The 22,435-nt window shown below is 37.7% G+C and carries 15 protein-coding genes; 8 read left to right on the top strand and 7 right to left on the bottom strand.

Annotation, left to right across the window (positions count from 1 at the left end; genetic code table 11):
- Positions 1-92: 92 nt before the first annotated feature.
- Positions 93-482, top strand: coding sequence for a hypothetical protein (locus LS41612_RS19930; RefSeq protein WP_024362919.1), 390 nt, complete (start codon positions 93-95; stop codon positions 480-482).
- 304 nt (positions 483-786) lie between these two features.
- Here LS41612_RS19930 and LS41612_RS19920 read toward each other — a convergent pair whose 3' ends face one another.
- Both LS41612_RS19920 and LS41612_RS19915 read right to left on the bottom strand, forming a co-directional pair.
- Positions 787-1,758, bottom strand: coding sequence for a nuclease-related domain-containing protein (locus tag LS41612_RS19920; RefSeq protein ID WP_024362921.1), 972 nt, complete (start codon positions 1,756-1,758; stop codon positions 787-789).
- A 95-nt stretch (positions 1,759-1,853) separates the two neighbouring features.
- A complete protein-coding gene (locus LS41612_RS19915; protein WP_024362922.1) occupies positions 1,854-2,282 on the bottom strand; it encodes a YwpF family protein in 429 nt (142 codons plus the stop codon).
- 289 nt (positions 2,283-2,571) lie between these two features.
- On the opposite strand from LS41612_RS19915, the gene LS41612_RS19910 reads away from it, so the two are divergent.
- On the top strand, positions 2,572-2,994 hold the full coding sequence (locus tag LS41612_RS19910) for a single-stranded DNA-binding protein (RefSeq protein WP_024362923.1): 423 nt from the start codon (positions 2,572-2,574) through the stop codon (positions 2,992-2,994).
- Positions 2,995-3,258: 264 nt separating this feature from the next.
- On the opposite strand, the gene LS41612_RS19905 is transcribed toward LS41612_RS19910, so the two are convergent.
- The gene (locus LS41612_RS19905; RefSeq protein ID WP_024362924.1) at positions 3,259-6,027 is read right to left on the bottom strand and encodes a DEAD/DEAH box helicase; all 2,769 of its coding nucleotides are present in this window, start codon (positions 6,025-6,027) and stop codon (positions 3,259-3,261) included.
- On the bottom strand, positions 6,024-7,598 hold the full coding sequence (locus LS41612_RS19900) for a hypothetical protein (protein ID WP_024362925.1): 1,575 nt from the start codon (positions 7,596-7,598) through the stop codon (positions 6,024-6,026). Before LS41612_RS19900 ends, LS41612_RS19905 begins: the two co-directional genes overlap by 4 nt.
- 225 nt (positions 7,599-7,823) lie before the next feature.
- On the opposite strand from LS41612_RS19900, the gene LS41612_RS19895 reads away from it, so the two are divergent.
- The 6 genes from LS41612_RS19895 to LS41612_RS19865 all read left to right on the top strand — a co-directional run bounded on the left by LS41612_RS19895 (position 7,824) and on the right by LS41612_RS19865 (position 16,747).
- Positions 7,824-8,300 carry a hypothetical protein gene (locus LS41612_RS19895; RefSeq protein ID WP_024362926.1) on the top strand — a complete coding sequence of 159 codons (477 nt, stop codon included), beginning with the start codon at positions 7,824-7,826 and terminating at the stop codon, positions 8,298-8,300.
- A gap of 169 nt (positions 8,301-8,469) precedes the next feature.
- Positions 8,470-9,318: a flagellin N-terminal helical domain-containing protein gene (locus LS41612_RS19890; RefSeq protein ID WP_024362927.1), complete on the top strand. Its 849-nt coding sequence runs from the start codon at positions 8,470-8,472 to the stop codon at positions 9,316-9,318.
- A gap of 102 nt (positions 9,319-9,420) precedes the next feature.
- Complete coding sequence (locus LS41612_RS23935; protein ID WP_024362928.1) at positions 9,421-9,684, top strand: nuclease-related domain-containing protein; 264 nt, start codon at positions 9,421-9,423, stop codon at positions 9,682-9,684.
- A gap of 897 nt (positions 9,685-10,581) precedes the next feature.
- Positions 10,582-11,853: a nucleotide sugar dehydrogenase gene (locus LS41612_RS19875; protein WP_024362930.1), complete on the top strand. Its 1,272-nt coding sequence runs from the start codon at positions 10,582-10,584 to the stop codon at positions 11,851-11,853.
- Positions 11,850-12,566 (top strand): WecB/TagA/CpsF family glycosyltransferase, encoded by a 717-nt coding sequence (locus tag LS41612_RS19870; protein ID WP_024362931.1) that lies wholly within the window; start codon positions 11,850-11,852, stop codon positions 12,564-12,566. Before LS41612_RS19875 ends, LS41612_RS19870 begins: the two co-directional genes overlap by 4 nt.
- 461 nt (positions 12,567-13,027) lie before the next feature.
- The gene (locus tag LS41612_RS19865) at positions 13,028-16,747 is read left to right on the top strand and encodes an S-layer homology domain-containing protein (RefSeq protein ID WP_105928927.1); all 3,720 of its coding nucleotides are present in this window, start codon (positions 13,028-13,030) and stop codon (positions 16,745-16,747) included.
- Between the two features lie 473 nt (positions 16,748-17,220).
- On the opposite strand, the gene LS41612_RS19860 is transcribed toward LS41612_RS19865, so the two are convergent.
- The 3 genes from LS41612_RS19860 to LS41612_RS19850 form a co-directional block, all read right to left on the bottom strand.
- Positions 17,221-18,111: a tyrosine-type recombinase/integrase gene (locus tag LS41612_RS19860; protein ID WP_024361608.1), complete on the bottom strand. Its 891-nt coding sequence runs from the start codon at positions 18,109-18,111 to the stop codon at positions 17,221-17,223.
- 21 nt (positions 18,112-18,132) lie between these two features.
- On the bottom strand, positions 18,133-18,987 hold the full coding sequence (locus LS41612_RS19855) for a helix-turn-helix domain-containing protein (RefSeq protein ID WP_036204850.1): 855 nt from the start codon (positions 18,985-18,987) through the stop codon (positions 18,133-18,135).
- Positions 18,988-19,271: 284 nt separating this feature from the next.
- Positions 19,272-22,217, bottom strand: a complete 2,946-nt coding sequence (locus LS41612_RS19850) for a hypothetical protein (RefSeq protein ID WP_147294334.1) — start codon at positions 22,215-22,217, stop codon at positions 19,272-19,274.
- Between the last annotated feature and the right edge of the window lie 218 nt (positions 22,218-22,435).

Below are 22,435 nucleotides of genomic sequence, written 5' to 3'. Positions count from 1 at the left end.
ATAGTTCCCTCCTTTCTCGGGCAATCTATGTAGGATCACAAATGCACATGTTGTATTTGATGACATAGTACTCAAGAAAGGAGGTTTTTTATATGTGGAAAATGTCATTTTTAGCCATTATCCTTGCTACAGTATTCCTTGGAGGTTGTAACTGGGGTAATAATGCAGCTGAAACCCCAATGGAGAACGTGAAAAACGACGTTAAACGAGGTGTTAATGATGTAGAAGATGTTGTCGATCCAGATAAGAATCACAATGTCTACGATCGTAACGTCAACAATGGTACTGTTAACGACGGTACTGTAAATGATGGCACAGTAAGAGAAAATACTGTTATGCCAGAAGCAACAACACCAGGTTCGAATGCGGATGTCAATGGCACAAATGGCTATGACAACGTACCAAATGCCAATGGTGTAAATGGTGTTGAACGAAACAACGGCACTATGAGAGAAGACCGCAATACAATGACTAACCCGTAAAAACAAAGTGATTCCGTTCAACCGGAATCACTTTTTTCTTTATGATTATGGAATGAAGGTATATGCGGGAATGATTTGATTACCCGCGGAATGAGGGAGAATACCCGCGAAACGCAGGAGAATACCCGCGAAAGTAGAACGTTTACCCGCGAAACGAAGGAGAATACCCGCGAAAGCAAAACGTTTACCCGCGGAACGCATGGAAATACCCGCGAAAGCAACTTGTTTACCCGCGAAACAAAGATAAACCTCCGATAAACATAACTTCAAACATTCAACTACCCCAATCTCCCCCAAAGTAGCATTAAAAAAATGGTTTCATATATTCTATTAAATTATCAGGAAGATAGTAGATTCGATTTTTATAAGTACCAGTGCTAGGAAATTGAAATTTCCGTAATAAACGATTAGCAGCATCACTAGAAGTAATACCGAAAAACGCACGTAATTGACTATTGGTGATTGTACGACTTACGAGCAAGCGATAATCTTGCAAGGCTTCTGCAAAAATTTCGGTGCTTGTATAGTGACATGCTAGACACTTCCAACCGCCTCTGTAAAAGTGCATTTGATTTTTGTATCGGCATTTTGGGCAAAGTACGCCATGTCGGAATCTCGAAGTATCTATACGAGGGAGTATTTCTTGTGGTTGATGCTGCGCTCTAATTAGTTGTACAAAACGGGTTAATTGCTCATTCGTTAAAATAGGTGTTGGATACTTTTCAAAAAGAGTTTGGATATGACTTTGTAGCCCTGACACATGAAAAATAGGGACGGATTTTGGATGGTTTGCAATTATAGCTGACGGATTAGACAAAATAACTGCACCTTCAATGGGGAGAGAATAATTTTTAGATATAATTTTAATGTATTGTATATGACGTTGAATTTGCGTAATGGGATTTGCAAAACCTTCCACTGTGCCATCAGATTTTGTGCGTGTGCATTGATGTGTCGTAGCATCAAAATCCAAACGACCGTGTATATTTTTAATTTCCACAACGAACATAAAATGCTTACAAATAAAGAGTGTATCAACTTGGTGAAAATGCTGTGCTGCATTGACAAGTACAACATTATGCAATACAGCAAAAGTATTTGGACATACTAATTCATGCCATTCTCGGTCTACTCGTTTTTCACCAGCAAAGCCAGCATCAAGCCTTCGAAATTGCTCGCTATAATAGGTAGTATCTCGATCTCCATCACATAAGCGTCGTAGTAAAGCCTCATACCATAACAACTTTAACGGCTTCTCACGTATGACTAAATTCATTGACGTTCACCCCTATGTTTTTTACACCATATTTTATCCAAAAATCTCAAACTGTCCAGTACAAAAAAACGATACGTCCTTAAACGTATCGCTGCTCATTCATCATTTTTAAGTTTTGGCCGCTCTTTCATTCCTTTTGAGAAGCGGTCTAGTAATTCTACTTGTGAAACACCTTCTGTTAAAAGATCAGCGAGTAATTGTTCAGCGTATTTAGAACGCTTAATTTTTAACATCCCTTTTAAAAGCACAGAAACATGCTCGCCAATTTCTTGAACAGTATGCACAACTACCCGAAATGGAGCTGGTTCATTATCAGGAAATGAAATAACCGCACGAACATCAACTACTGTAGCATTCGCTAATAACTCATCAAAAATCGGACGATATTGCCGATCGATAAACAATTCAAGAATCCAAGATTGATGGCTGTTTTCCTGGTTAATAATAATGCCATCGACTAAAGGAAATGCTTGCATGCCATCTTGAGTGACAAGGTCAAAAGAAAGCATTTTAAATGTTTTCATTATGTATCCTCCTAAGTCGGTCATTCCTTTTAGTATAACATAATCAATTACAGCTAAGACTGTCTTCTTAAAATATGAAAAGATGCTAAATTTATCTTTTTAAAAATGGGGTGTAACACTTACTGCCGTCTGACCTCCGCACAATAAAAAAACCTAACAAACAAATAAATAACAGCTAAAAAAATTATTTTCTTATTTAAAAATGAGCTAAAAAACAAAAATCGAGTTTTGCCAAAAGTGAATAGCCTCTTGTAAGATGAGGGCAATTAAACACAAAGGAGGTGAATCAATGAACCAAGTCGGACTGGTTGGAAGATTAACAAAAGATCCTGTGTTGCGACAACTATCTAGAAATCGTGTCCAATCTCATTTTTCCCTTGCCATAAATCGCAATTACAAAAACAGTCGTGGAGAAGTAGAGACTGACTTTATTCTTTGTACAGTATGGGGAAAACTGGCAGAGCATATTGTGAAGTTTTGCGGTAAAGGTTCATTAGTTGGCATAAACGGCCGTATTCAATCTAGATCATTTACGAATGAGCACAGCACCAAGATTTATATGACAGAAGTGGTTGTAGAAGATGTTCGCTTCTATAGGCTAAAACAGCCAGATAATGATGGAAGCACATTACCTTCATCGTCATCGGTCGAGCAGGAGATTATGAAAGATTTTGTGTTACCTAAGAAAGAATTGCAATTACCAGTAGTATAACCGACTATCGCAATACATACGGAGCAAAGCCAAAGATTTACGCAATTCGCCATTCTCCTATAGAATGCTTTGCACCGTAATCATTTTAGTTGAAAAGGGGTGTTGTGGACTATCCTATCATCTATCGTTGCTGAAGACCGCACAGCAATGATTATTTCACACAACTAAATAAGAATATGAAGTAAGTAGAAAGAAGTAAACATTGTTCACGAATATGTTGCAAAGTAAAAGAGCGCCAAGAACGTTGAAGCTCTTGGCGCATCTTTAAGACAAGTTATAATCGAGTGAAATCAAATCTCGAAGCTCATCATCATCTAGCTCCGTTAACCACTGGCTTGATTGAATGAGTTCTTCTGATAATGCAGATTTCTGCGCCAGCATCTTATCAATTTTTTCTTCAATCGTCCCAATCGTGACAAACTTATGCACTTGCACAAATTGCGTTTGCCCAATTCGATAAGCACGGTCTGTTGCTTGGTTTTCAACAGCAGGATTCCACCAACGATCGGCATGTAGTACGTGATTTGCAGCTGTTAAGTTTAACCCTGTTCCTCCAGCCTTTAAAGAGAGGATAAAAATAGGGAATTCTCCTGCCTGAAAAGCCTCCACCAATCGATCACGCTGCTGTTTAGGCATGGCGCCTGTTAAAAACGGTGCATCGACATTATAAATTTCACTGAAACAATGCTGAAGTAATTGGCCCATTCCAATATATTGCGTAAAAATAAGACACTGTTCACCATTATCGACGATTTCCGCTGCCATTTGAACAATACGCTCTAATTTGACCGAGCGTGTCAGCATCGTTGCAGCATCCTCAAAAGGTTCCTTTAAATAAAGAGCAGGGTGATTACATAATTGCTTCAATTTACTTAGCATCTTTAAGACGCGTCCTTTTTTCTGGAAGCCCGTTAGTTGTTCTAGCTGATCCAACGTTTCTAAAATATAGCCCTCGTACAGTGAAGCTTGCTCTGCCGTTAAGGCGCAGTACGCATGGGACTCTTGCTTATCAGGTAAATTAAGCTGTAAATTTGGATCTCGCTTTGTACGACGAAGTAAAAACGGTTGAATTTTTGCCCGTAGCTTTTGTTTATGTGGTTCGGATTCATCGCGCTCAATAGGCAAAATAAATTGTTCATTAAAGCGACCAAAGCTACCTAAATACCCTTTATGAATAAAGTCGAAAATCGCCCAAAGTTCTGATAATCGATTTTCAACAGGCGTTCCTGTTAAAGCAATATGATGACTACCATGTAATTTGCGAATGGAACGAGATTGTAAAGTCTGCATATTTTTAATATTTTGTGCCTCATCTAATACAACAGTTGCCCAATCAATTGCTTGTAAAAATTCAGCATCCTGTGACACAGTTCCATAGGTAGATAAAATAACATGCGGTTTTTCTTGTTCAATAAACCGAACAAATGCATCCTCTTTCATTCGATTTGCTTGATAATGCGTATGCACAGTTAAAGATGGAGCAAAACGGTCAAGCTCCTTTTGCCAGTTACCAAGGACCGAAGTTGGGCAAATAATAATGGATGGTTCTTTGGCATCCGTTGTGTCATAGATATGCAGCAAGTAAGAAATAAGCTGAACAGTTTTGCCGAGTCCCATATCATCAGCGAGACAGGCGCCAAAACCTTGCTCACGCATAAAGACTAGCCATTCAAACCCTTCTTGCTGATAAGGACGTAAGCTAGCATTTAATGAAAGAGGGACTGGAACTGCTGGAAGACCTTTTTTCTCCTGAAGCTGTTCCATATACGATTTTAAAGATTGCTGGAGTTCAAATGCAAAAATTGGATCATCGCGCAACGCATCATCAGCATCTTCCTCTTCTAGCGGAGAAAGATCTTCAGGTAACTCGCGGAACAATAGTTCACGAACAGTCCAACTTTCATCTTCAGCCTGTTGCATTAAAGCACGCATTTCTTGCATCCAGTTGGCATCCACTCGGAACCATTCAGTACCAATACGAATAAATTCACGTTTTTCATCGACAAGCTTTTTAAACTGCTCAGCAGAAATTGATTCACCGTTCATAGAAAATTGCCATTTAAACGTTAAAATATCATCGAGTCCAGCAACTTTTTTCGTTGATATATTGCCTGTGCTAACACGTACACGCATTTTGGATTGCTTTAAATCTTTTAGCCAAGCTGGTAGCACAACATCAAAACCAAGTGCCTGTAAACGGGCTAGGTCTTCACGTAAAAATGTGCGAACCTCCAAATCGTCAAGGGTAGCATGAATGAAAATATCAGACTGTAAATTTTCAATGGAAAGGAGTTCGACAATCTGCGTTTGTTGTTGTTCAATATCTAGTGCAAATGGTTGCCATTTTGTTGGTAGCGCATCGACTAGCGGTAGTGATTTTTTTCGAACAGCCGGTGTCCAGTAATTTTTCGTTGTCACTGTACTAAGCACCGTTTCCAAAAGCCAAACTTCCGAATCTTCCTCAGGCTCACTTAAACGTAGAGAAACAGTAACGGTGCCAGCTTGACGGTCTTGCTCTAATGGCCATCCTCCGCGAATGAAAAATGGAAGGAGCTTCGGAACATCAGACACCAATAACCCAGCGTGTGCAAGTTTTTGCTGCACAGCTACTTCCAGTAATGCCGTATCTACCCCGTCTATATTAAATGACAAGGAGGAAAAATCATCTGCAATAACGGCGTACGACCAAAGGCTAGGCTCTTGCCAATATTGCTGTAACATTTGTGCGTGTTCAATCAATGCACTACTGTCAGCGTCAATCCCTTGCCAACTAATAAACGGGTGCTGATAGCGTGGAGAAAAGATATCGAGTAGTTCTGCACTAGAAATATCGATGGAAATGTCTGTACGACTGGTCATTAAACCATAAGTATTTGCTTCATAGTTAAAAAATAATGAAGAAATCAGTGTGTCAACATCGATTGCTGCACCACTTGTAGTAAAACCCCGCATCGTATAATTGCCGTTTTGAGCTGATTCAATACGTAACTGTTGTTTTTTCGTAAACGGAGAGGGAGCATGTAATGTCATCATACTAAGTTTCCTTTCTCAATTTCTTCCTGAAGTGCACGAAGTCGTTTATATTCTGCACGGATTGTTTGCATGTAATTTTCAAAATAAGCAACTTTCCCTGCTCTTTTTGCGGCACTCCGCATACTTTTCCAAATACGTACAGCTTGCTTATAATTCATACGAGATTTTTGCGTAATCTCTGCCATTGCATAGACGTGATACAAAGGTAAAACAACTGCTGGAGCTAGGTGTAGAACATCTTTTAATCCACACATTTCTAAATAAGAAAAAGAGGAAAGATTTAATTGATGCAATGCTGCCCATTCGCGATAGCGCTCTTTTCTTATAAGGAAAAACGAATAGGGCTGTAGTCCATACACACCAAATGCGCTATAAAGTGTTGTTTCTTCTTCTTCTGTTAATTGTATATCTTCATATAACAATTGAAATTGCCGTACGTATTGAGCTCGCTGTACGACGGGCACAGTTTCCTGTAAAAAAGCTTCAGCAAATGGGAGCATCGCACGTAAAATGAATGCCTGTGAATGTGACTCGCCAGCACGCTTAGCAAAAGTGGCTAACTCAAACAAATCTTGCATTTGTGGTAAGGAAATATGCGCAATGCTTTCCTGTAATAACTGTTCTTTTTGTAATAACACGTAAAATAACAGTTTTAATGACTGTAAAGAAATCTCGGGGGAAACTTCTTCAAGATTGTTAATCAGCGTTAGCTCCTGTTCACGGCGAGGCTTCTCATAAAAAAGCACTGCCCACAGCAGCATATAGATTTGTAATCGACTAGCAAACAGCCCTTCACGCTCTAGTAAAAATTTACGGACAATTTCTTGAAGGGCATTATAAAATGGATCAGTTGCAAAAAGTCGAGAACGATTCGTTAATTCAGTTAATATACTTTCAAATGACTGTACGCTTTGATCGATAAAGTATTTCATATATGGTGAGTCTAATGAATGACCTTGCGTATTATTTAAATGCCGCCAAATTGCATTAAAAATCGAAAGTTCGATAAATAGCTTATACAGTGGCTGCCATTCACGTTCAAATGGCATATGCTTGCGCAGTCGTTCCAATGCATCAGAACGGATTGCTGAAAGTCCATAGCCTTCTAAAATGCGACCAGATGGTAACAGACGTTTCATTACTTCGTCGACCATTAGCTGCCAGCTTTCAGGACTACGCTCATCCGCTAATGATTTTAACTGCACAGATTTTTGAGCACGCCATGCACCTGACCAGTTTTGTACAGAATCAAAATACTGATAGAGAGCAAGTAATGCGCCAACTTGATGACGACACCATTTTAGTTGGGGACAGTTACAGCTTAGAGTCCCATGAGCAAAATCAATTTCTACAGTTGCAGGTCTCACATCCTGTACACTTGCATATAATATAGAACTTGCTCCATTAAAACGTTCAAATACGATGGATTTGTTTCGTACAGAAAATACAGCACGACGCACCAGTTCCTCGTCTTCGCTAGAGGACGGATGTAAATCCTGCTCAGCTTCTTTTAATTTAGCAAGTATAAATGGTTGATGTTCCTTAGCTAGTTGCGAAATAGACAAAGCCATAACCTCACTCCTCTCAATTGCATTGGCCAATGACTTTAGCTTTATTTAGATGATTCAATGTCATCTTTCGTGGGAAGAAAAAAAGACTGTCTTTCCATTATACGATTAAAATGCAGACATGATAAGCTGAATGATGAGAAAGAAAAAATTTGAGGATAAGATGGTTAACAAGATGCGTGATTTGTGTTAAAATCTGAATAATCAGATAATAAGGAGGGATGAAGGATGATGCAAGTTCAGTATATGAAGCCGTTTTACACGAAAATCTCTGGAGATAAATTGCGTCTCGTATTTGCTTATCAATATTTCTCAATTTTAAAAGAGAATGAGATTTTTCATTTCATTCCAATTGAAGGGAAAGAGATGATTATTAACTTGCATACACAACAAATCGAAAATTTATCTGAGGTATTTGTTTTCCAAAAGGGCAATCGTTTTATCCGATTACCACTCTATCAGCTATTACTCATTACCAATGTGCATGAACATTTAACGCCAATTCTTGAAAGCGCTACACCAAAATTGCCACAGTTACCCCTTGTCTCTTCAGCAACTGTAGGTGAGATTGATCAGTTGATTGCTGAAATTGAACAAAAAAACATTGATTATTTAATAGACCAAGCATTAGCAGATTACAATGAAGCACTCTTTTTTGAACTACTACATCAAAAGAGCACGCATTTCGGAGGTTTCGGAAATTGAATACTCGGTACATCAAATAAGCACCCACTTTTCAAGAAAGAGAAGCGGGTGCTTTAACACTTTTAATAGATAGAACACTTCAATTATTTGGATTATTTACCAATGTAACTTTAAAGAAGTTGTCACAAACCGATATAACTAATAATACTTTTAGCATGGGGGTGGGGGAATGCTTGGTAAGTGGTCTGCTTCAGGGTTATCTATATTAAGTAACATGAATAGGCACTATAATGCTATGAGCAAGTCAATGTTGCGAATTTCTACTGGCTATCGGATTAATAGTGCGGCTGATGATCCAGCTGGTCTTGCGATATCCGAGAAAATGCGTGCTCAAATTCGCGGGTTGAATATGGCGTCGAAAAATATACAGGACGGTATTTCACTTGTGCAAACAGCAGAGGGTGCACTAAATGAAACACATGCCATGATTCAACGAATGCGGGAGCTAGCAGTACAAGCATCCAATGACACATTAACTGATAGTGATCGACATCAGCTGGATTTGGAATTTCAGGAGCTAAAAAAAGAAATTCAACGTCTTTCTAAAGATACTGAATTTAATACGAGGACATTATTAAATGGCGATTATTCAACGAATGGTCTCAAGATTCAAGCGGGTGCAAATGCTGGTCAAACGATCGAGTTGTTTATTAATGATATGGGGGCAGGGGCGCTTGGGTTGGACGCCACGACTTCAATAGCAACACGAGATAATGCCAATAATGCGATTTCCTCGATGGATGAGGCATTAAAACGGGTATCATCGGAGCGTTCTCGTTTGGGCGCTTATCAAAATCGTCTAGAGCATGCCTATAATGCAAACGTCAATACAGCGGAAAACTTAACCGCAGCGGAATCACGAATTCGCGATGCTGACATTGCGAAGGAAATGATGAATATGGTGAAGTCGCAAATATTGCTTCAAGCAAGTCAATATGTTCTAGCATTGCATATGCAGCAGGCACAATCTATTTTAAAGTTACTAGAAAGCGGAACAATGAGGAATCCCCGATACTAATGGAGATTCCTTTTTTTGCTGTTATAGTAAATAGATAAGGAGTGAAGTGATTAATCGTAAAGCCTTTGGTACCGTCGTCTTGGACATTGGAATTGCAAGCACTTGTTCGGGCGATTGCCTTCTTCACATCCGCAGTACATAACGTTCCAACAGGAGCTTAAAAATAAGGAAGCGGGCGATTTTGCAGAACAATATATTTTGAAAGAGCTACAAAAGTTACCGCAGCTTAGTGACTGTCACCTTTTCCACGATGTTATACTTCCTACGATCCTCCCCATGCAAATGGATAGATTAATTATTACAGCTAGCGGCATCGTCATATTAGAAGTAAAAAATATACGGGGAACCGTCCATTTTAAAAAATAATCCCCGTCGTACTAATGATAAAGGAGAAGTTCAAGCATTTACGCATCTTGAAATTCAATTGGAGCAGTATATCCAGGCAATGCATCATTTTCCTAACGACCATAATATGGCTGTACCAATTTATGGAGCAATTGTTTTTCCTATTAATAATGTAGCAATCCATCGTGAGAATGACGGACTACCAATCGTCATGGGCAGAGAACTTCCGATATATCTGTACAAAATCATCGAGAAAAATATGGGGATAGCTACGAACGAAATAACAAACATTATTTTGTCACAATTACAACACAGAAACCCATTTCCGCTTTGCCGCTATTATCAACTTGAGGTTAACGCTTTGCAAAGAGCTGTTTATTGCTAAAATTGTGGTTACTTTGGCATAGAAAAATTAAAAAGAACGTGGTTTTGTCCAAGATATCATCATCAATGTACGTATGCACATATACAAGCATTGAAAGATTATTACATGCTTGTTGGACATACGATAACGAACAGGGAATGTCGTGCGTTTTTAATGCTTGAGTGTAAACATGTCACAAAACGATTATTGCAAGAAACAATACGATCATGTTGTAATTCAGGCAAACTTACGAAGTACGATTTGTCGAGTTTATTGGAAACGCCATTAAAATTTTAGATATCGCCACAAAGCGTACAGAAAACGCCACAAAACTAAAAAAAGGCGCTACAAAACACAAACAAATCGCCACCAGAAAGCTACTTTAAACCCACCATTATCCAAAATCGCACACAGAAAATACTGTAAAATAACAAATTGATTCACACTTTCCCTTGAAAGATGTATACTATAATGCAGAACAAAAATGCAATTCAGCATTTATAGACCATATAAAAATTTACTACTCGTTTTTGAAACGGAAGGAAGAATAGAGAATGACGAAATCAATTTGTGTCGTTGGACTTGGCTATATCGGATTACCAACGGCTGTAATGTTTGCCAACCACGGCATAAAAGTACATGGGGTGGACGTAAACCCAGCAGCAGTAAAAAGTATTCAAGAGAAAAAGCTTCATATTGAAGAAAACGGTTTACAAGAACGCCTAAACAAAGCAGTAGATGAAGGATTCTTAACAGCATCAACAACACCACAAGAAGCAGATGTTTTCATTGTAGCTGTTCCATCACCAATCAATCCTGACAATACAGCGAATTTAGAATATGTACGTCAAGCAACGGCATCTATTGTGCCTTATGTAAGAAAAGGGAACTTAGTAATTCTTGAATCCACAGTTCCACCGAAAACAGTAGAACACATTATGCTACCAGAGCTAATTAAAGCAAACCTAGAGTTCGGCGTTGATTTATTTGTAGCGCATTCACCAGAGCGCGTTATTCCAGGTCGTATTTTTGAAGAATTAGTGAACAACGACCGTATCGTTGGTGGGATTGATCCAGTATCTGCACAAATGACAAAAGAGCTTTACCAAACATTTGTAAATGGCACAATTCATCTAACAGATGCTACAACGGCTGAATTAGTAAAAGTAATGGAAAACACATACCGTGATGTCAATATCGCGTTTGCCAATGAATTAGCAAAAATGGCTGAAAAATTAGACGTGAACATTTGGGAAGCCATTAAATTTGCTAACTACCACCCACGTGTAAATGTTCACTTCCCAGGTCCTGGTGTAGGTGGTCACTGTATCGCTGTTGACCCATGGTTCCTTGTAGAGCTAGGTGGCGAACAAGCACAAATTATTCATCTGTCTCGTAATACAAATGACAGCATGCCAAGCTATACTGCACAAAGAACACAAGCTATTTTAAATGAAAACAAAATCGCAGGTGGTAAAGTAGCAGTGCTTGGACTAGCCTTCAAAGGAAACGTTGATGATATGCGTGAAAGTCCATCAACAATCGTCATTGATGAGCTACAAAACCTAGGCTTAGAAGTGATTTCTTACGATCCGCACATTAAAGAAAACAAACATGCTACCCAAACACAAAGCTTAGAAGAAGCTACAAAAGACGCAGACATCATCGTTGTACTAACAGACCACAATGAGTTCAAAGCAATGGATGCAGCAGCTATTACAGTGAAAACAAAAATCGTCTTCGATACGAAAAACTGCTTAAACCGTGATAAATGGCAAGAAGCTGGCTTCCAGTTCCACTTACTAGGGGATGCGAAAAACCGATGAAAGAAACAGTACTTGGCATTAACGTCAATACAGAAGGTTACGATGAATTAATGGATATGGCATTCGAGCGCATTGAAAAGAAACAAAAAGCGCTCGTCGTTGCCATTAATCCAGAAAAAATTATTAAAGCAAAAGAAGACCCTGCACTAAAAAAGCTATTAAATGAAGCAGAATTTCAAATTCCAGATGGGATTGGTGTTATTCTTGCTTCTAAAATTCAAAAAGGGCAAATTCGTGAACGTGTTACAGGCGTTGATATGATGATGAAGCTTTGTGAAGAAGCGGCCAAACGAGGCAAACCTATTTTCCTGTATGGAGGTAAGCCTGGGGTAGCTGATGCAGCACAAGCAAAGCTAAAATCACTATTTCCTTCTATTAAAATAGTCGGCACACAGGACGGCTATGAAAAAGACGAACAGAAGGTCATTGATCGTATTAATGAAGCACAACCGGATTTACTATTTGTAGCAATGGGTAGTCCAAAACAGGAAAATTGGATTAACGCCAATCGCGACCGTTTGCACCCAACAATTTATCAAGGTGTCGGTGGATCATTCGATGTGTTGGCAGGTACAGTAAAACGTGCACCAGAAATTTTCCAAAAATTTGGTCTTGAATGGTTTTACCGATTAATGAAAGAACCTAAGCGTATCAAGCGTCAAATCGCTTTACCACTTTTTTTATTGGAAGTGGCTAGGCAAAAACGTCAATAATTTTTAAAAAATGGTATTGTCGTTTTAATTTGAAAGTGTTAGACTGTAGGTGTATAGGAATTTCCTCTATGAAATAAATAGAATTCCCTGCAAGGAAACAACGGTTGGTAGCCCAAGCGAAAAAAGCTCAAGCATTTATATGCTTGAGCTTTTTTCGTTCCCTGATTTAACTTAATTATCCATTATTTTATAAGATTCTAGAAAATATGAACAAGGAATGATAGAAAATTAGATTTTGTTGGTAAAGTTGCATATTTTCACTTGAAAAAAACTGTTGGATAAACGACAATGGTAAAAGAGAGTTCGATGTCCACTATTTTCCGGAAACCAATTAGTAATTTTCCCAAAATATGATTGACAACTTTTAGGGATACAACTATACTTTTATGTGTAGTTGTTTATTTACTACATAACTATGTAGTAGAGACATAATTTTTGAACTTAGAGGAGGAAATTTTTCTATGGCTAACCAACCAAAGAAATACAAAAAATTCGTAGCTACGGCTGCAACGGCTACTTTAGTAGCTTCTGCTATCGTACCAGTGGCTTCTGCAGCAGGATTCTCAGATGTAGCAGGTAACGACCACGAAGTAGCAATCAACGCACTTGCTGATGCAGGTATCATCAATGGATACGCTGACGGCTCATTCAAACCAAACCAAACAATTAACCGCGGTCAAGTGGTTAAATTATTAGGTCGTTATTTAGAAGCTCAAGGCCAAGAAATTCCAGCTGACTGGAATTCAAAACAACGCTTCAACGATCTACCAGTAACAGCTGAAGAAGAATTAGTTAAATATGCTGCACTTGCAAAAGATGCAGGCGTATTCAACGGTTCAAATGGCAACCTAAACGCTTCACAAACAATGCAACGTCAACAAATGGCAGTAGTTTTAGTACGTGCTATTAAAGAAATCGCTGGCGTAGACTTAGTAGCTGAGTACAAAAAAGCGAACTTCGTAACAGAAATTGGTGACTTAGACAAAGCTTACTCTGCAGAACAACGCACAGCGATCGTTGCTTTAGAATATGCGGGTATTACAAATGTTGCTCACTTCAACCCAGGTAACAGCGTAACACGCGGACAATTCGCTTCATTCTTATACCGCACAATCGAAAACGTTGTAAACAACCCAGAAGCTGGTGTTGCGGCAGTAAAAGCTATCAACAACACAACTGTTGAAGTAACATTCGACGAAGAAGTAGATAACGTACAAGCTCTTAACTTCTTAATCTCTGATCTTGAAGTGAAAAACGCAGCTGTTAAATTAACAAACAAAAAAGTTGTTGTATTAACAACTGCTGCTCAAACAGCTGACAAAGAGTACACTGTATCTCTTGGCGAAGAAAAAATCGGTACATTCAAAGGTATCGCAGCTGTAGTTCCTACTAAAGTAGATTTAGTAGAAAAATCAGTTCAAGGTAAACTTGGCCAACAAGTAACACTTAAAGCACAAGTAACAGTTGCTGAAGGTCAAACAAAAGCTGGTATTCCAGTAACTTTCTTCATCCCAGGTTCTGCTAATGGCGTGAAAACTCCAGTAACAGTTGAAGCTGTAACAAACGAAGAAGGTATCGCAACTTACTCTTACACTCGTTATGCTGCAACAAACGACACTGTAACTGTATACGCAAACGGTGACCGTTCTAAATTCTCAACTGGTTATGTATTCTGGGCAGTTGACCAAACTTTAGAAATCACTGAAGTAACAACTGGTGCTACTATCAACAACGGCGCTAACAAAACTTACAAAGTTACTTACAAACACCCAGAAACTGGTAAACCAGTATCAGGTAAAGTACTTAACGTTTCAGTAAAAGAAAACATTGACGTAACTGTTGATAAATTACAAAACGTTACTGTAAATGGTGTTAATGTGGTTCAAACAAGCGATAACAACACACGTGCTGCACAAATCACAACAGATTCTAAAGGTGAAGCAACATTCACAGTTTCAGGTTCTAACGCTGAAGTAACACCAGTGGTATTTGAAGCAACTCCAGTACAAGTTACTAACACAAATGGTACAGTAACAACAACTGGCTACACTCAAAAATACACTGCTGATATTTTACAAGCTTCTGCTGCGAAAGTAACATTCGGTGCTGTTCAAGCTGCTTACACTCTTGAAGTAACTCGTGATGGTGGCGAAACTGCTGCTACTGGAGTTTTAAACGGACGTAAATATAACTTAGTAGTAAAAGATAAAGATGGTAAATTAGCTGCTAACGAAATTGTTAACGTAGCATTTAACGAAGATATTGATGGAGTAATTTCTACAGTTACTTCTGCACAATTCGTAAAAGTAGAAAACGGTAAACAAGTTGGTTACGAAGATAAAAAAATCACTGTTAAAACAAACTCTAAAGGTGAAGCAAGCTTCGTAATTTCAAGTGATACTGTAAATTCTTACGCTACACCAATCGCTTGGATTGACATCAATAACCAAAGCGGTAAAGATGCAAACTTGGACAAAGGTGAACCATCTGCAGTTGCACCAATTTCTTACTTCCAAGCTGCATATTTAGATGGTTCTAAATTAGTATCTTACAAAGGTACAACTGAAACTGATAAATTTGACGGTGCAGAAACTGCAACATTCAAAGTACAACTTACAAACCAAAGTGGTAAAGTAGTTGCTAACTCTGGTTACACAACGAAAGATGTTACTTACACTGTTTATAACACTGGTGCAAACAATGTAAAAGTTGGCGATGTAGAAATCGCTCCAAACCGTGTGCATACAGTAGTTGCACCAAATGGTGAGATTAATGTTACTTCTGTAGAAGGTAAAACATCTTCTGTAAAAGTTCTTGCTACAGGTGTAGCTAAAGAAGTTAACGGTAACAAAGAATTTGCATTTACTTCAAAAGAAGCTACTGCAACATTCACTAACACAGGAGAAATTACAAACCCTTACACAGGTGTACTTGATCTTGCAAGCATCAACAAAAAAGATAAAGAAATCAAATTTGCTGATAAATCTAAAGCTGTAGTGTATGCTGGTGAAACAGGTAAAACTTACAAATACTTCGGTATTGGTAACACTACAATTTCTAGTGCTGACGCTTTCATTTCTTTACTAGAAGAATATAAAGCTGCTGGTAAAACAGTACGTGCAACATATGAAGTAAAAGATGATGTAGTAACATTCACTATCATCAGTGAAAATACTGCATCTGGTAACAATGGTGCTGCATCTGGTAAATTAGTATCTGCAGTAGTATCTGATGAAACAGCTGATGTAGCTGGTTTAGTAGATACAATTACATTTACATTTGACAAAGCAGTAGCAGCGTCTACTGTAGCAGCAAGTGATTTCGCAGGAACTGGATATACTGTAACTGGTTCACCAATTGTTTCTGGTAATACAGTTAAACTTACTATTACTCCAGCTGCAGCTGTAAATACTGCAACTGTGGCAACTGTCGCTGATTCTATCGGATTTACAGATGGAAAAGGAAATGTTGCTGATACTGGATTTAAAATTACTCTAGGCTCTAAAATTAGTAAATTATTCACTGCTGATGCAAATCAAACTACAGTTGCTAAAGTAGATGCTAAAGGTGAATTAGCTGTTGGTGCTAATACAATTAAATTAGCTGTTAATACATCTGAACTAAACCAAGCAGATTATAACGGCTTAAAAGTTAAGTTTGTAAAAGGTACTTCATTAGGTACTGATCCTGTAGCTGTATATAACTCTTCTACTCGTGAAGTTGAAGTTACTTTAAGCTATAATGATACAAATAATACTGATGCTAAAATTAATTCAGCAATCGCTGCTGTAGGTTCTCATGGTACAGTTGACTTTACTAAAGTTACAATTGATGCAAGCGCTTATGTACCAAAAGATGCTGATGTAACTTCACCGTTAACAGTAACTGTAAGTGGTGGTGTAAATGGTACAACAGGTCAAGTTGGTAAATACAATTTTGCATTATACCCAACTTTAGTTGCTGGTGATACTGTAACTGTAAATGGTGTTACTTATACTAAAGTAGTATCAGGTTCAGCAGTTGCTGCTAACAAAACATTTAATACAGCTCAAGAATTAGTTGATGCAATTAAAGTAAATGATGTTCGTTTCGATACTACTTCTGCAGCTGCTGGAGATATTATCACTTTAATTGATAAAGCACAAACTGGTGCAGCTGCTCCTGTAGTTACATCTAACTAATAATAAATAATAAAGTCTACTTAAATTATTATAAATATTAGTGATTTGAAAAGCTCTACATAGCTATTGCTGTGTGGAGCTTTTCCTTTTTATTAAAGAGAAGTTGTATAAGGAATTTATTTACTTGGAAGGGTAAGGGAATTAGAAATAGGCTAATGAAAGATATTGCGCATTAGTAGGGTGAAGAACAAAGTATAAAATAGTAAAGCGTTTAAGCCTTAGGATGTGTCTATCAATAAACATAATTGTCACCAATGCGAATATAGCTAAGAAAAATGAGACACTCTTACGAAGAATCTCTCATTTCTACATAATTCGGTTTATTCACTAGGAAGGATTTTTACGTGTTACATGTTCTCTAAAAAATAGAGGCAATTTATTTTTTTCGTTGGTCAATTAACAAATTCTAATTGGAAGAGATTTTTCAAGTGAAAATATATTAATTATTTTATCTTTCCTTAGCCGTTCTTATGTCATTTCAATTTCTTCATAGCCGACCTTAAATCATCTACTTTTAAATGTTGGTAGCGTGCAGTGGAACGGGAATCGGTATGACCTAATAGAGTTGCGATATAATGTTGGTCTACACCGAGTAGTGTTAAGTGTGTTGCGGTACAGTGACGAATGACATGGGGGGTTAATCGTTTTGTAATATTGCATTGGGCGCCAATTTTTTTTAATTTAATACGGATTTCTACTCCGCTTATGGGCATATTACGGCTTACCGGAGAGGGAAATAAATAATCTGATCCGTTGTCTTTTGTTTTCTGTAAATATTCCCCTAATATTTTTTGTAGTTTTGGATGTAGGGGTAAGTGAAGATCTCTGCCACCTTTAATCCGTGGGAAGTATATTTTATTATTTTTTATATCAACATTTTCCTTTAATAACGTTCGAGCAGCTGTAATTCTTGAACCGGTATAATAGAGTAAGCTGATTAATACATAGTAAAACTCGGAGTACTTTTTCGCTGTAGCCAACACTAATGCCATTTCATCCATATCGAGTATTTCAGGTAAAGGTACATACACATTTCGAGTGGAAATACCTATTGTTGGATCGACTTTAAAGTTCAACTCTATTACAAGATATTTGAAAAATGCCTTCACACCATAAAAATATCTACTAATCGAATTAGGTTTATAATCCTGATTGCCTAAAAAATCTAGATATTCTAGAATATCATCCTTCGATATTTCCTCTGTTAAAATATGACCATCGTATAATTGATAAATAAAGGACGAGAACTTTTTTATATCATTTTCATAGCCAATAATGGTTTCTTCTGAATAGTACTTTCTTTTTAAATGTTGAAGAAATTTTTTAGAGTACTTAGGCAAATCAAAGTCAGAATGGATAATCAAAGAGATATCAGCTCCTTCTCGTTAGCTAATGTGTTCTTGAATATCTTGCATTGTATTGTGCTGCTCGTAATTATGAACAAACCAACTTAATTTCACATCACAATAGTTTAACTCCAATGAAAGTAACGCTTTTTGTACTAGGTAGTCATGTTGTTGGCGATAGGACATATTAGGACTTAACCATAAAATATTAACGATTTTCTGTGGTTCACGAATATGCTGTAAATATTCCTCCGTTTGATAATAAAAGGAACAATCGCCTAACCAACTTTCAAACAGAGAGCGTTGTCTTCTATCAGCATGAAGTAATTGAAGATGCAATATATGTTGCTCTACTTGTAATTGAAAATAGATTGGCTCATTGGATAGGTTGATATAGCCCTTGTAGCTTTTATATTGATCAACTTCTTCACTTTCTTCACTTTCTGAAAACCAAGCATTTTTTATTTTCGTAATACTTCGTTTTATATCTGAAAGCTCATAGGGTGTCAGCAAATGATAAAGCGTTTGTTGAATTTGCTCCTTAAAGTCTTCAATCATTGTACAACGTATATCTTCATTTAATTTCAGTAATAAATTGTTTAACTCTATTATTTCATTTGTTAAAGGGGGAGGCGTTTCGCTAGATGGACTATGAATGGTAGGAATAGTTTGCAACTGTAATTCAACTAATTCTGCAAAAGATACATCAAAAAAATCTGCATACTTTTGCAATACTTTTTCAGATGCTTTCCTCGTCCCTTTTTCTATAAAGCCTACATAACTATGGGAAATACCTAATAAATCTGCCAATGCAGCAAGCGTTAGATGATGTTTATGGCGTAGCATTTTTAGTCGATTTCCTAAAGCAATGGCTTGTCCATCTTTGTTCTTCATTTTCTCACGCCCCTTTCTAAACTATCTTCCATTAGTACATGCTTTATAAAAGGACTAGTAAAAGTAATGTTGGAACTATGCAATATATTGCGAAGAAACAGAAGATAAGTTGATAACTAATTCGAATTGCACTATATTGGATAATTTCAATAAAAGGATTTATATACTCTATTTGGTAATATTGGTTAGAAAGAAAACCCAATGTATTGCGATAAACAAGACATGGGTTTTCATTTCTACTTATTTTTACTAAATTTATATGCTTATAAAAGAAATGTTTTGTGTTATGGAGTAGGCTTTACTGTAATAGCTAAAGTACGGTTCGTTACATCATCAATTGTAATAGTTGCTACAAAGCTTTCTTTAACATAACCAGTAGCTTGAGCGTCAAAATAAATTTTTAAAGTCTTCTCGACTAATTCTACAGCTTCTGTAGAAGCAGAAGGTGCTTTAGCTATAGTAATCGCATTATTATTAAGATAAGCCATAATGTCAAATGCATTATCAATATCTGGATTTACATTCGCAATTGTGAAACCTGCAAGAGCAGACCCTATATTAAGGGTTAAATCTTTTCCATTTGTATCCACTGCAAGTGAAGAAGTAATAGATTCAGCAGTTACCTTTTGACCAAATTTTGGTGTAACGTTTACTGTAGCAGTGCTTGCGCCTTTAGTTAACGTAACAGTATATGTTCCTGCTGTAGAAGTTTCTACTACACTTACAGTTACTGATGGGTCGTTAATTTCAGTGACAACATTTGATTGTACAGCTAAACGTTTATTTTCTGCCGTATCAGTTGAAAGTGTAGAAATATTAGGTGTTACTGTAACTTTAGCTTTTGCAGTTGTAACAGCAGTAGCATCAGATGCTTTATCTCCAATAATATCAACCGGCTTAGTTCCCCCAGCGTTAACAGAAACAACATAGAATGTAACAGTATTATCTTTTACTTCATACGTTATTTTTACCCCTGAAGCTGCACCTTTAAGAATATTTACGAACTGGTCTTTAGAAAGTGGTGCACCATTTACATTTCTATACACATATGTTTTATCCGTTTCACCAGCATATTTCACCGCATTTTTTAGAACGGAACCATCAGTAAATACGACAGTTTCTTTGTCTGTATCGAATGAATGAATATCACCTGTAAATAGGTTAGGGATTTCTGAAGTAGAAGTGAATGTTGCAGTTGCTTCTTTTGAAGTAAATGCAAATTCTTTATTCCCGTTAACCTCTTTCGCTACACCTGTAGCTAAAACTCGTACAGAAGAAGTTTTACCATCTACAGTAGTAACAGTAATTTCACCACTTGGCGCAACTACTGTATGCACGCGGTTTGGAGCGATTTCTACAGTACCAACTTTTACATTGTTTGCACCAGTATTGTAAACCGTGTACGTAACATCCTTCGTTGTGTAACCAGAATTCGGTACTACTTTACCACTTTGGTTTGTAAGTTGTACTTTAAATGTTGCTACTTCGCCACCTGCAAATTTATCCGTTTCAGTTGTACCTTTATAAGATACTAATTTTGAACCGTCTAAATATGGAGCTTGGAAGTATGAGATTGGTGCAACGGCTGATGGTTCACCTTTGTCTAAGTTTGCATCTTTACCGCTTTGGTTGTTAATATCGATCCAAACGACTGGTGTAGCGTAAGAATTTACAGTATCACTGCCGATGACGAAGCTTGCTTCACCTTTAGCGTTTGTTCTAACAGTGATTTTTTTACCTTCGTAACCTACTTGTTTACCGTCTTCTACTTTTACGAATTGTGCAGAAGTCACTGTAGAAATTACGCCATCAATATCTTCGTTAAATGCCACGTTAACGATTTCGTTCGGTGCTACTTTGCCATCTTTATCTTTCACAACGATGTTATATTTGCGACCGTTTGTTACACCAGTAGCCGCCACTTCACCACCATCACGCGTTACTTCAAGCGTATAAGCAGCTTGAATAGCACCAAATGTTACTTTGGCTGCAGAAGCTTGTAATACATCTGACGTGTATGTTTGAGAATACGTGTTAGCTACATTTGTTGCAGTAGCTTCAAATACGACTGGTGTAACTACAGCGTTCGAACCTGACACTGTAAATGTTGCTTCACCTCTAGAATCTGTTGTGATTTGTGCGGCTCTCGTGTTGTTTGTACTCGTTTGAACTACCGCTACCCCGTTCACCGTTACGTTTTGTAATTTATCAACAGTTACGTCAATGTTTTCTTTTACTGAAACGTTAAGTACTTTACCTGATACTGGTTTACCAGTTTCTGGGTGTTTGTAAGTAACTTTGTAAGTTTTGTTAGCGCCGTTGTTGATAGTAGCACCAGTTGTTACTTCAGTGATTTCTAAAGTTTGGTCAACTGCCCAGAATACATAACCAGTTGAGAATTTAGAACGGTCACCGTTTGCGTATACAGTTACAGTGTCGTTTGTTGCAGCATAACGAGTGTAAGAGTAAGTTGCGATACCTTCTTCGTTTGTTACAGCTTCAACTGTTACTGGAGTTTTCACGCCATTAGCAGAACCTGGGATGAAGAAAGTTACTGGAATACCAGCTTTTGTTTGACCTTCAGCAACTGTTACTTGTGCTTTAAGTGTTACTTGTTGGCCAAGTTTACCTTGAACTGATTTTTCTACTAAATCTACTTTAGTAGGAACTACAGCTGCGATACCTTTGAATGTACCGATTTTTTCTTCGCCAAGAGATACAGTGTACTCTTTGTCAGCTGTTTGAGCAGCAGTTGTTAATACAACAACTTTTTTGTTTGTTAATTTAACAGCTGCGTTTTTCACTTCAAGATCAGAGATTAAGAAGTTAAGAGCTTGTACGTTATCTACTTCTTCGTCGAATGTTACTTCAACAGTTGTGTTGTTGATAGCTTTTACTGCCGCAACACCAGCTTCTGGGTTGTTTACAACGTTTTCGATTGTGCGGTATAAGAATGAAGCGAATTGTCCGCGTGTTACGCTGTTACCTGGGTTGAAGTGAGCAACATTTGTAATACCCGCATATTCTAAAGCAACGATCGCTGTGCGTTGTTCTGCAGAGTAAGCTTTGTCTAAGTCACCAATTTCTGTTACGAAGTTCGCTTTTTTGTACTCAGCTACTAAGTCTACGCCAGCGATTTCTTTAATAGCACGTACTAAAACTACTGCCATTTGTTGACGTTGCATTGTTTGTGAAGCGCGTTCAATTGATGGCATTTTTCCACTATGCAAAGCAAACGAAACCTTAGCTGTTTATTCTATTGCAGTAAACAATTAATAGAAGGGTGTACTAGTTGTTGGTAGCGGAGGCGGTGACTCCTGCGGGAATGCACACAGCGTAAGACGTGGACATTCCGCGCGCAAGCAGAGGATTGCGGCTTACTGTGATGAGCGGAAAGCACCGCCATAGCGAACAACAACGGTATAGAAAAAAAGTGTTAGATTTACCC

This window comes from Lysinibacillus sphaericus (assembly GCF_002982115.1).
In the GTDB taxonomy this organism is placed as follows: Bacteria; Bacillota; Bacilli; order Bacillales_A; family Planococcaceae; genus Lysinibacillus; species Lysinibacillus sphaericus.
Note: the sequence above shows the minus strand (reverse complement) of the source record. Positions and strands in the feature narration are given on the sequence as shown.

Coding starts and splice junctions, on each gene's coding strand:
- LS41612_RS19915 (WP_024362922.1), bottom strand. CDS start 2,282: ATGAAAACATTTAAAATGCTTTCTTTTGACCTTGTCACTCAAGATGGC.
- LS41612_RS19870 (WP_024362931.1), top strand. CDS start 11,850: ATGAAAGAAACAGTACTTGGCATTAACGTCAATACAGAAGGTTACGAT.
- LS41612_RS19865 (WP_105928927.1), top strand. CDS start 13,028: ATGGCTAACCAACCAAAGAAATACAAAAAATTCGTAGCTACGGCTGCA.
- LS41612_RS19910 (WP_024362923.1), top strand. CDS start 2,572: ATGAACCAAGTCGGACTGGTTGGAAGATTAACAAAAGATCCTGTGTTG.
- LS41612_RS19920 (WP_024362921.1), bottom strand. CDS start 1,758: ATGAATTTAGTCATACGTGAGAAGCCGTTAAAGTTGTTATGGTATGAG.
- LS41612_RS19930 (WP_024362919.1), top strand. CDS start 93: ATGTGGAAAATGTCATTTTTAGCCATTATCCTTGCTACAGTATTCCTT.
- LS41612_RS19905 (WP_024362924.1), bottom strand. CDS start 6,027: ATGATGACATTACATGCTCCCTCTCCGTTTACGAAAAAACAACAGTTA.
- LS41612_RS19875 (WP_024362930.1), top strand. CDS start 10,582: ATGACGAAATCAATTTGTGTCGTTGGACTTGGCTATATCGGATTACCA.
- LS41612_RS19890 (WP_024362927.1), top strand. CDS start 8,470: ATGCTTGGTAAGTGGTCTGCTTCAGGGTTATCTATATTAAGTAACATG.
- LS41612_RS19895 (WP_024362926.1), top strand. CDS start 7,824: ATGATGCAAGTTCAGTATATGAAGCCGTTTTACACGAAAATCTCTGGA.
- LS41612_RS19855 (WP_036204850.1), bottom strand. CDS start 18,987: ATGAAGAACAAAGATGGACAAGCCATTGCTTTAGGAAATCGACTAAAA.
- LS41612_RS19900 (WP_024362925.1), bottom strand. CDS start 7,598: ATGGCTTTGTCTATTTCGCAACTAGCTAAGGAACATCAACCATTTATA.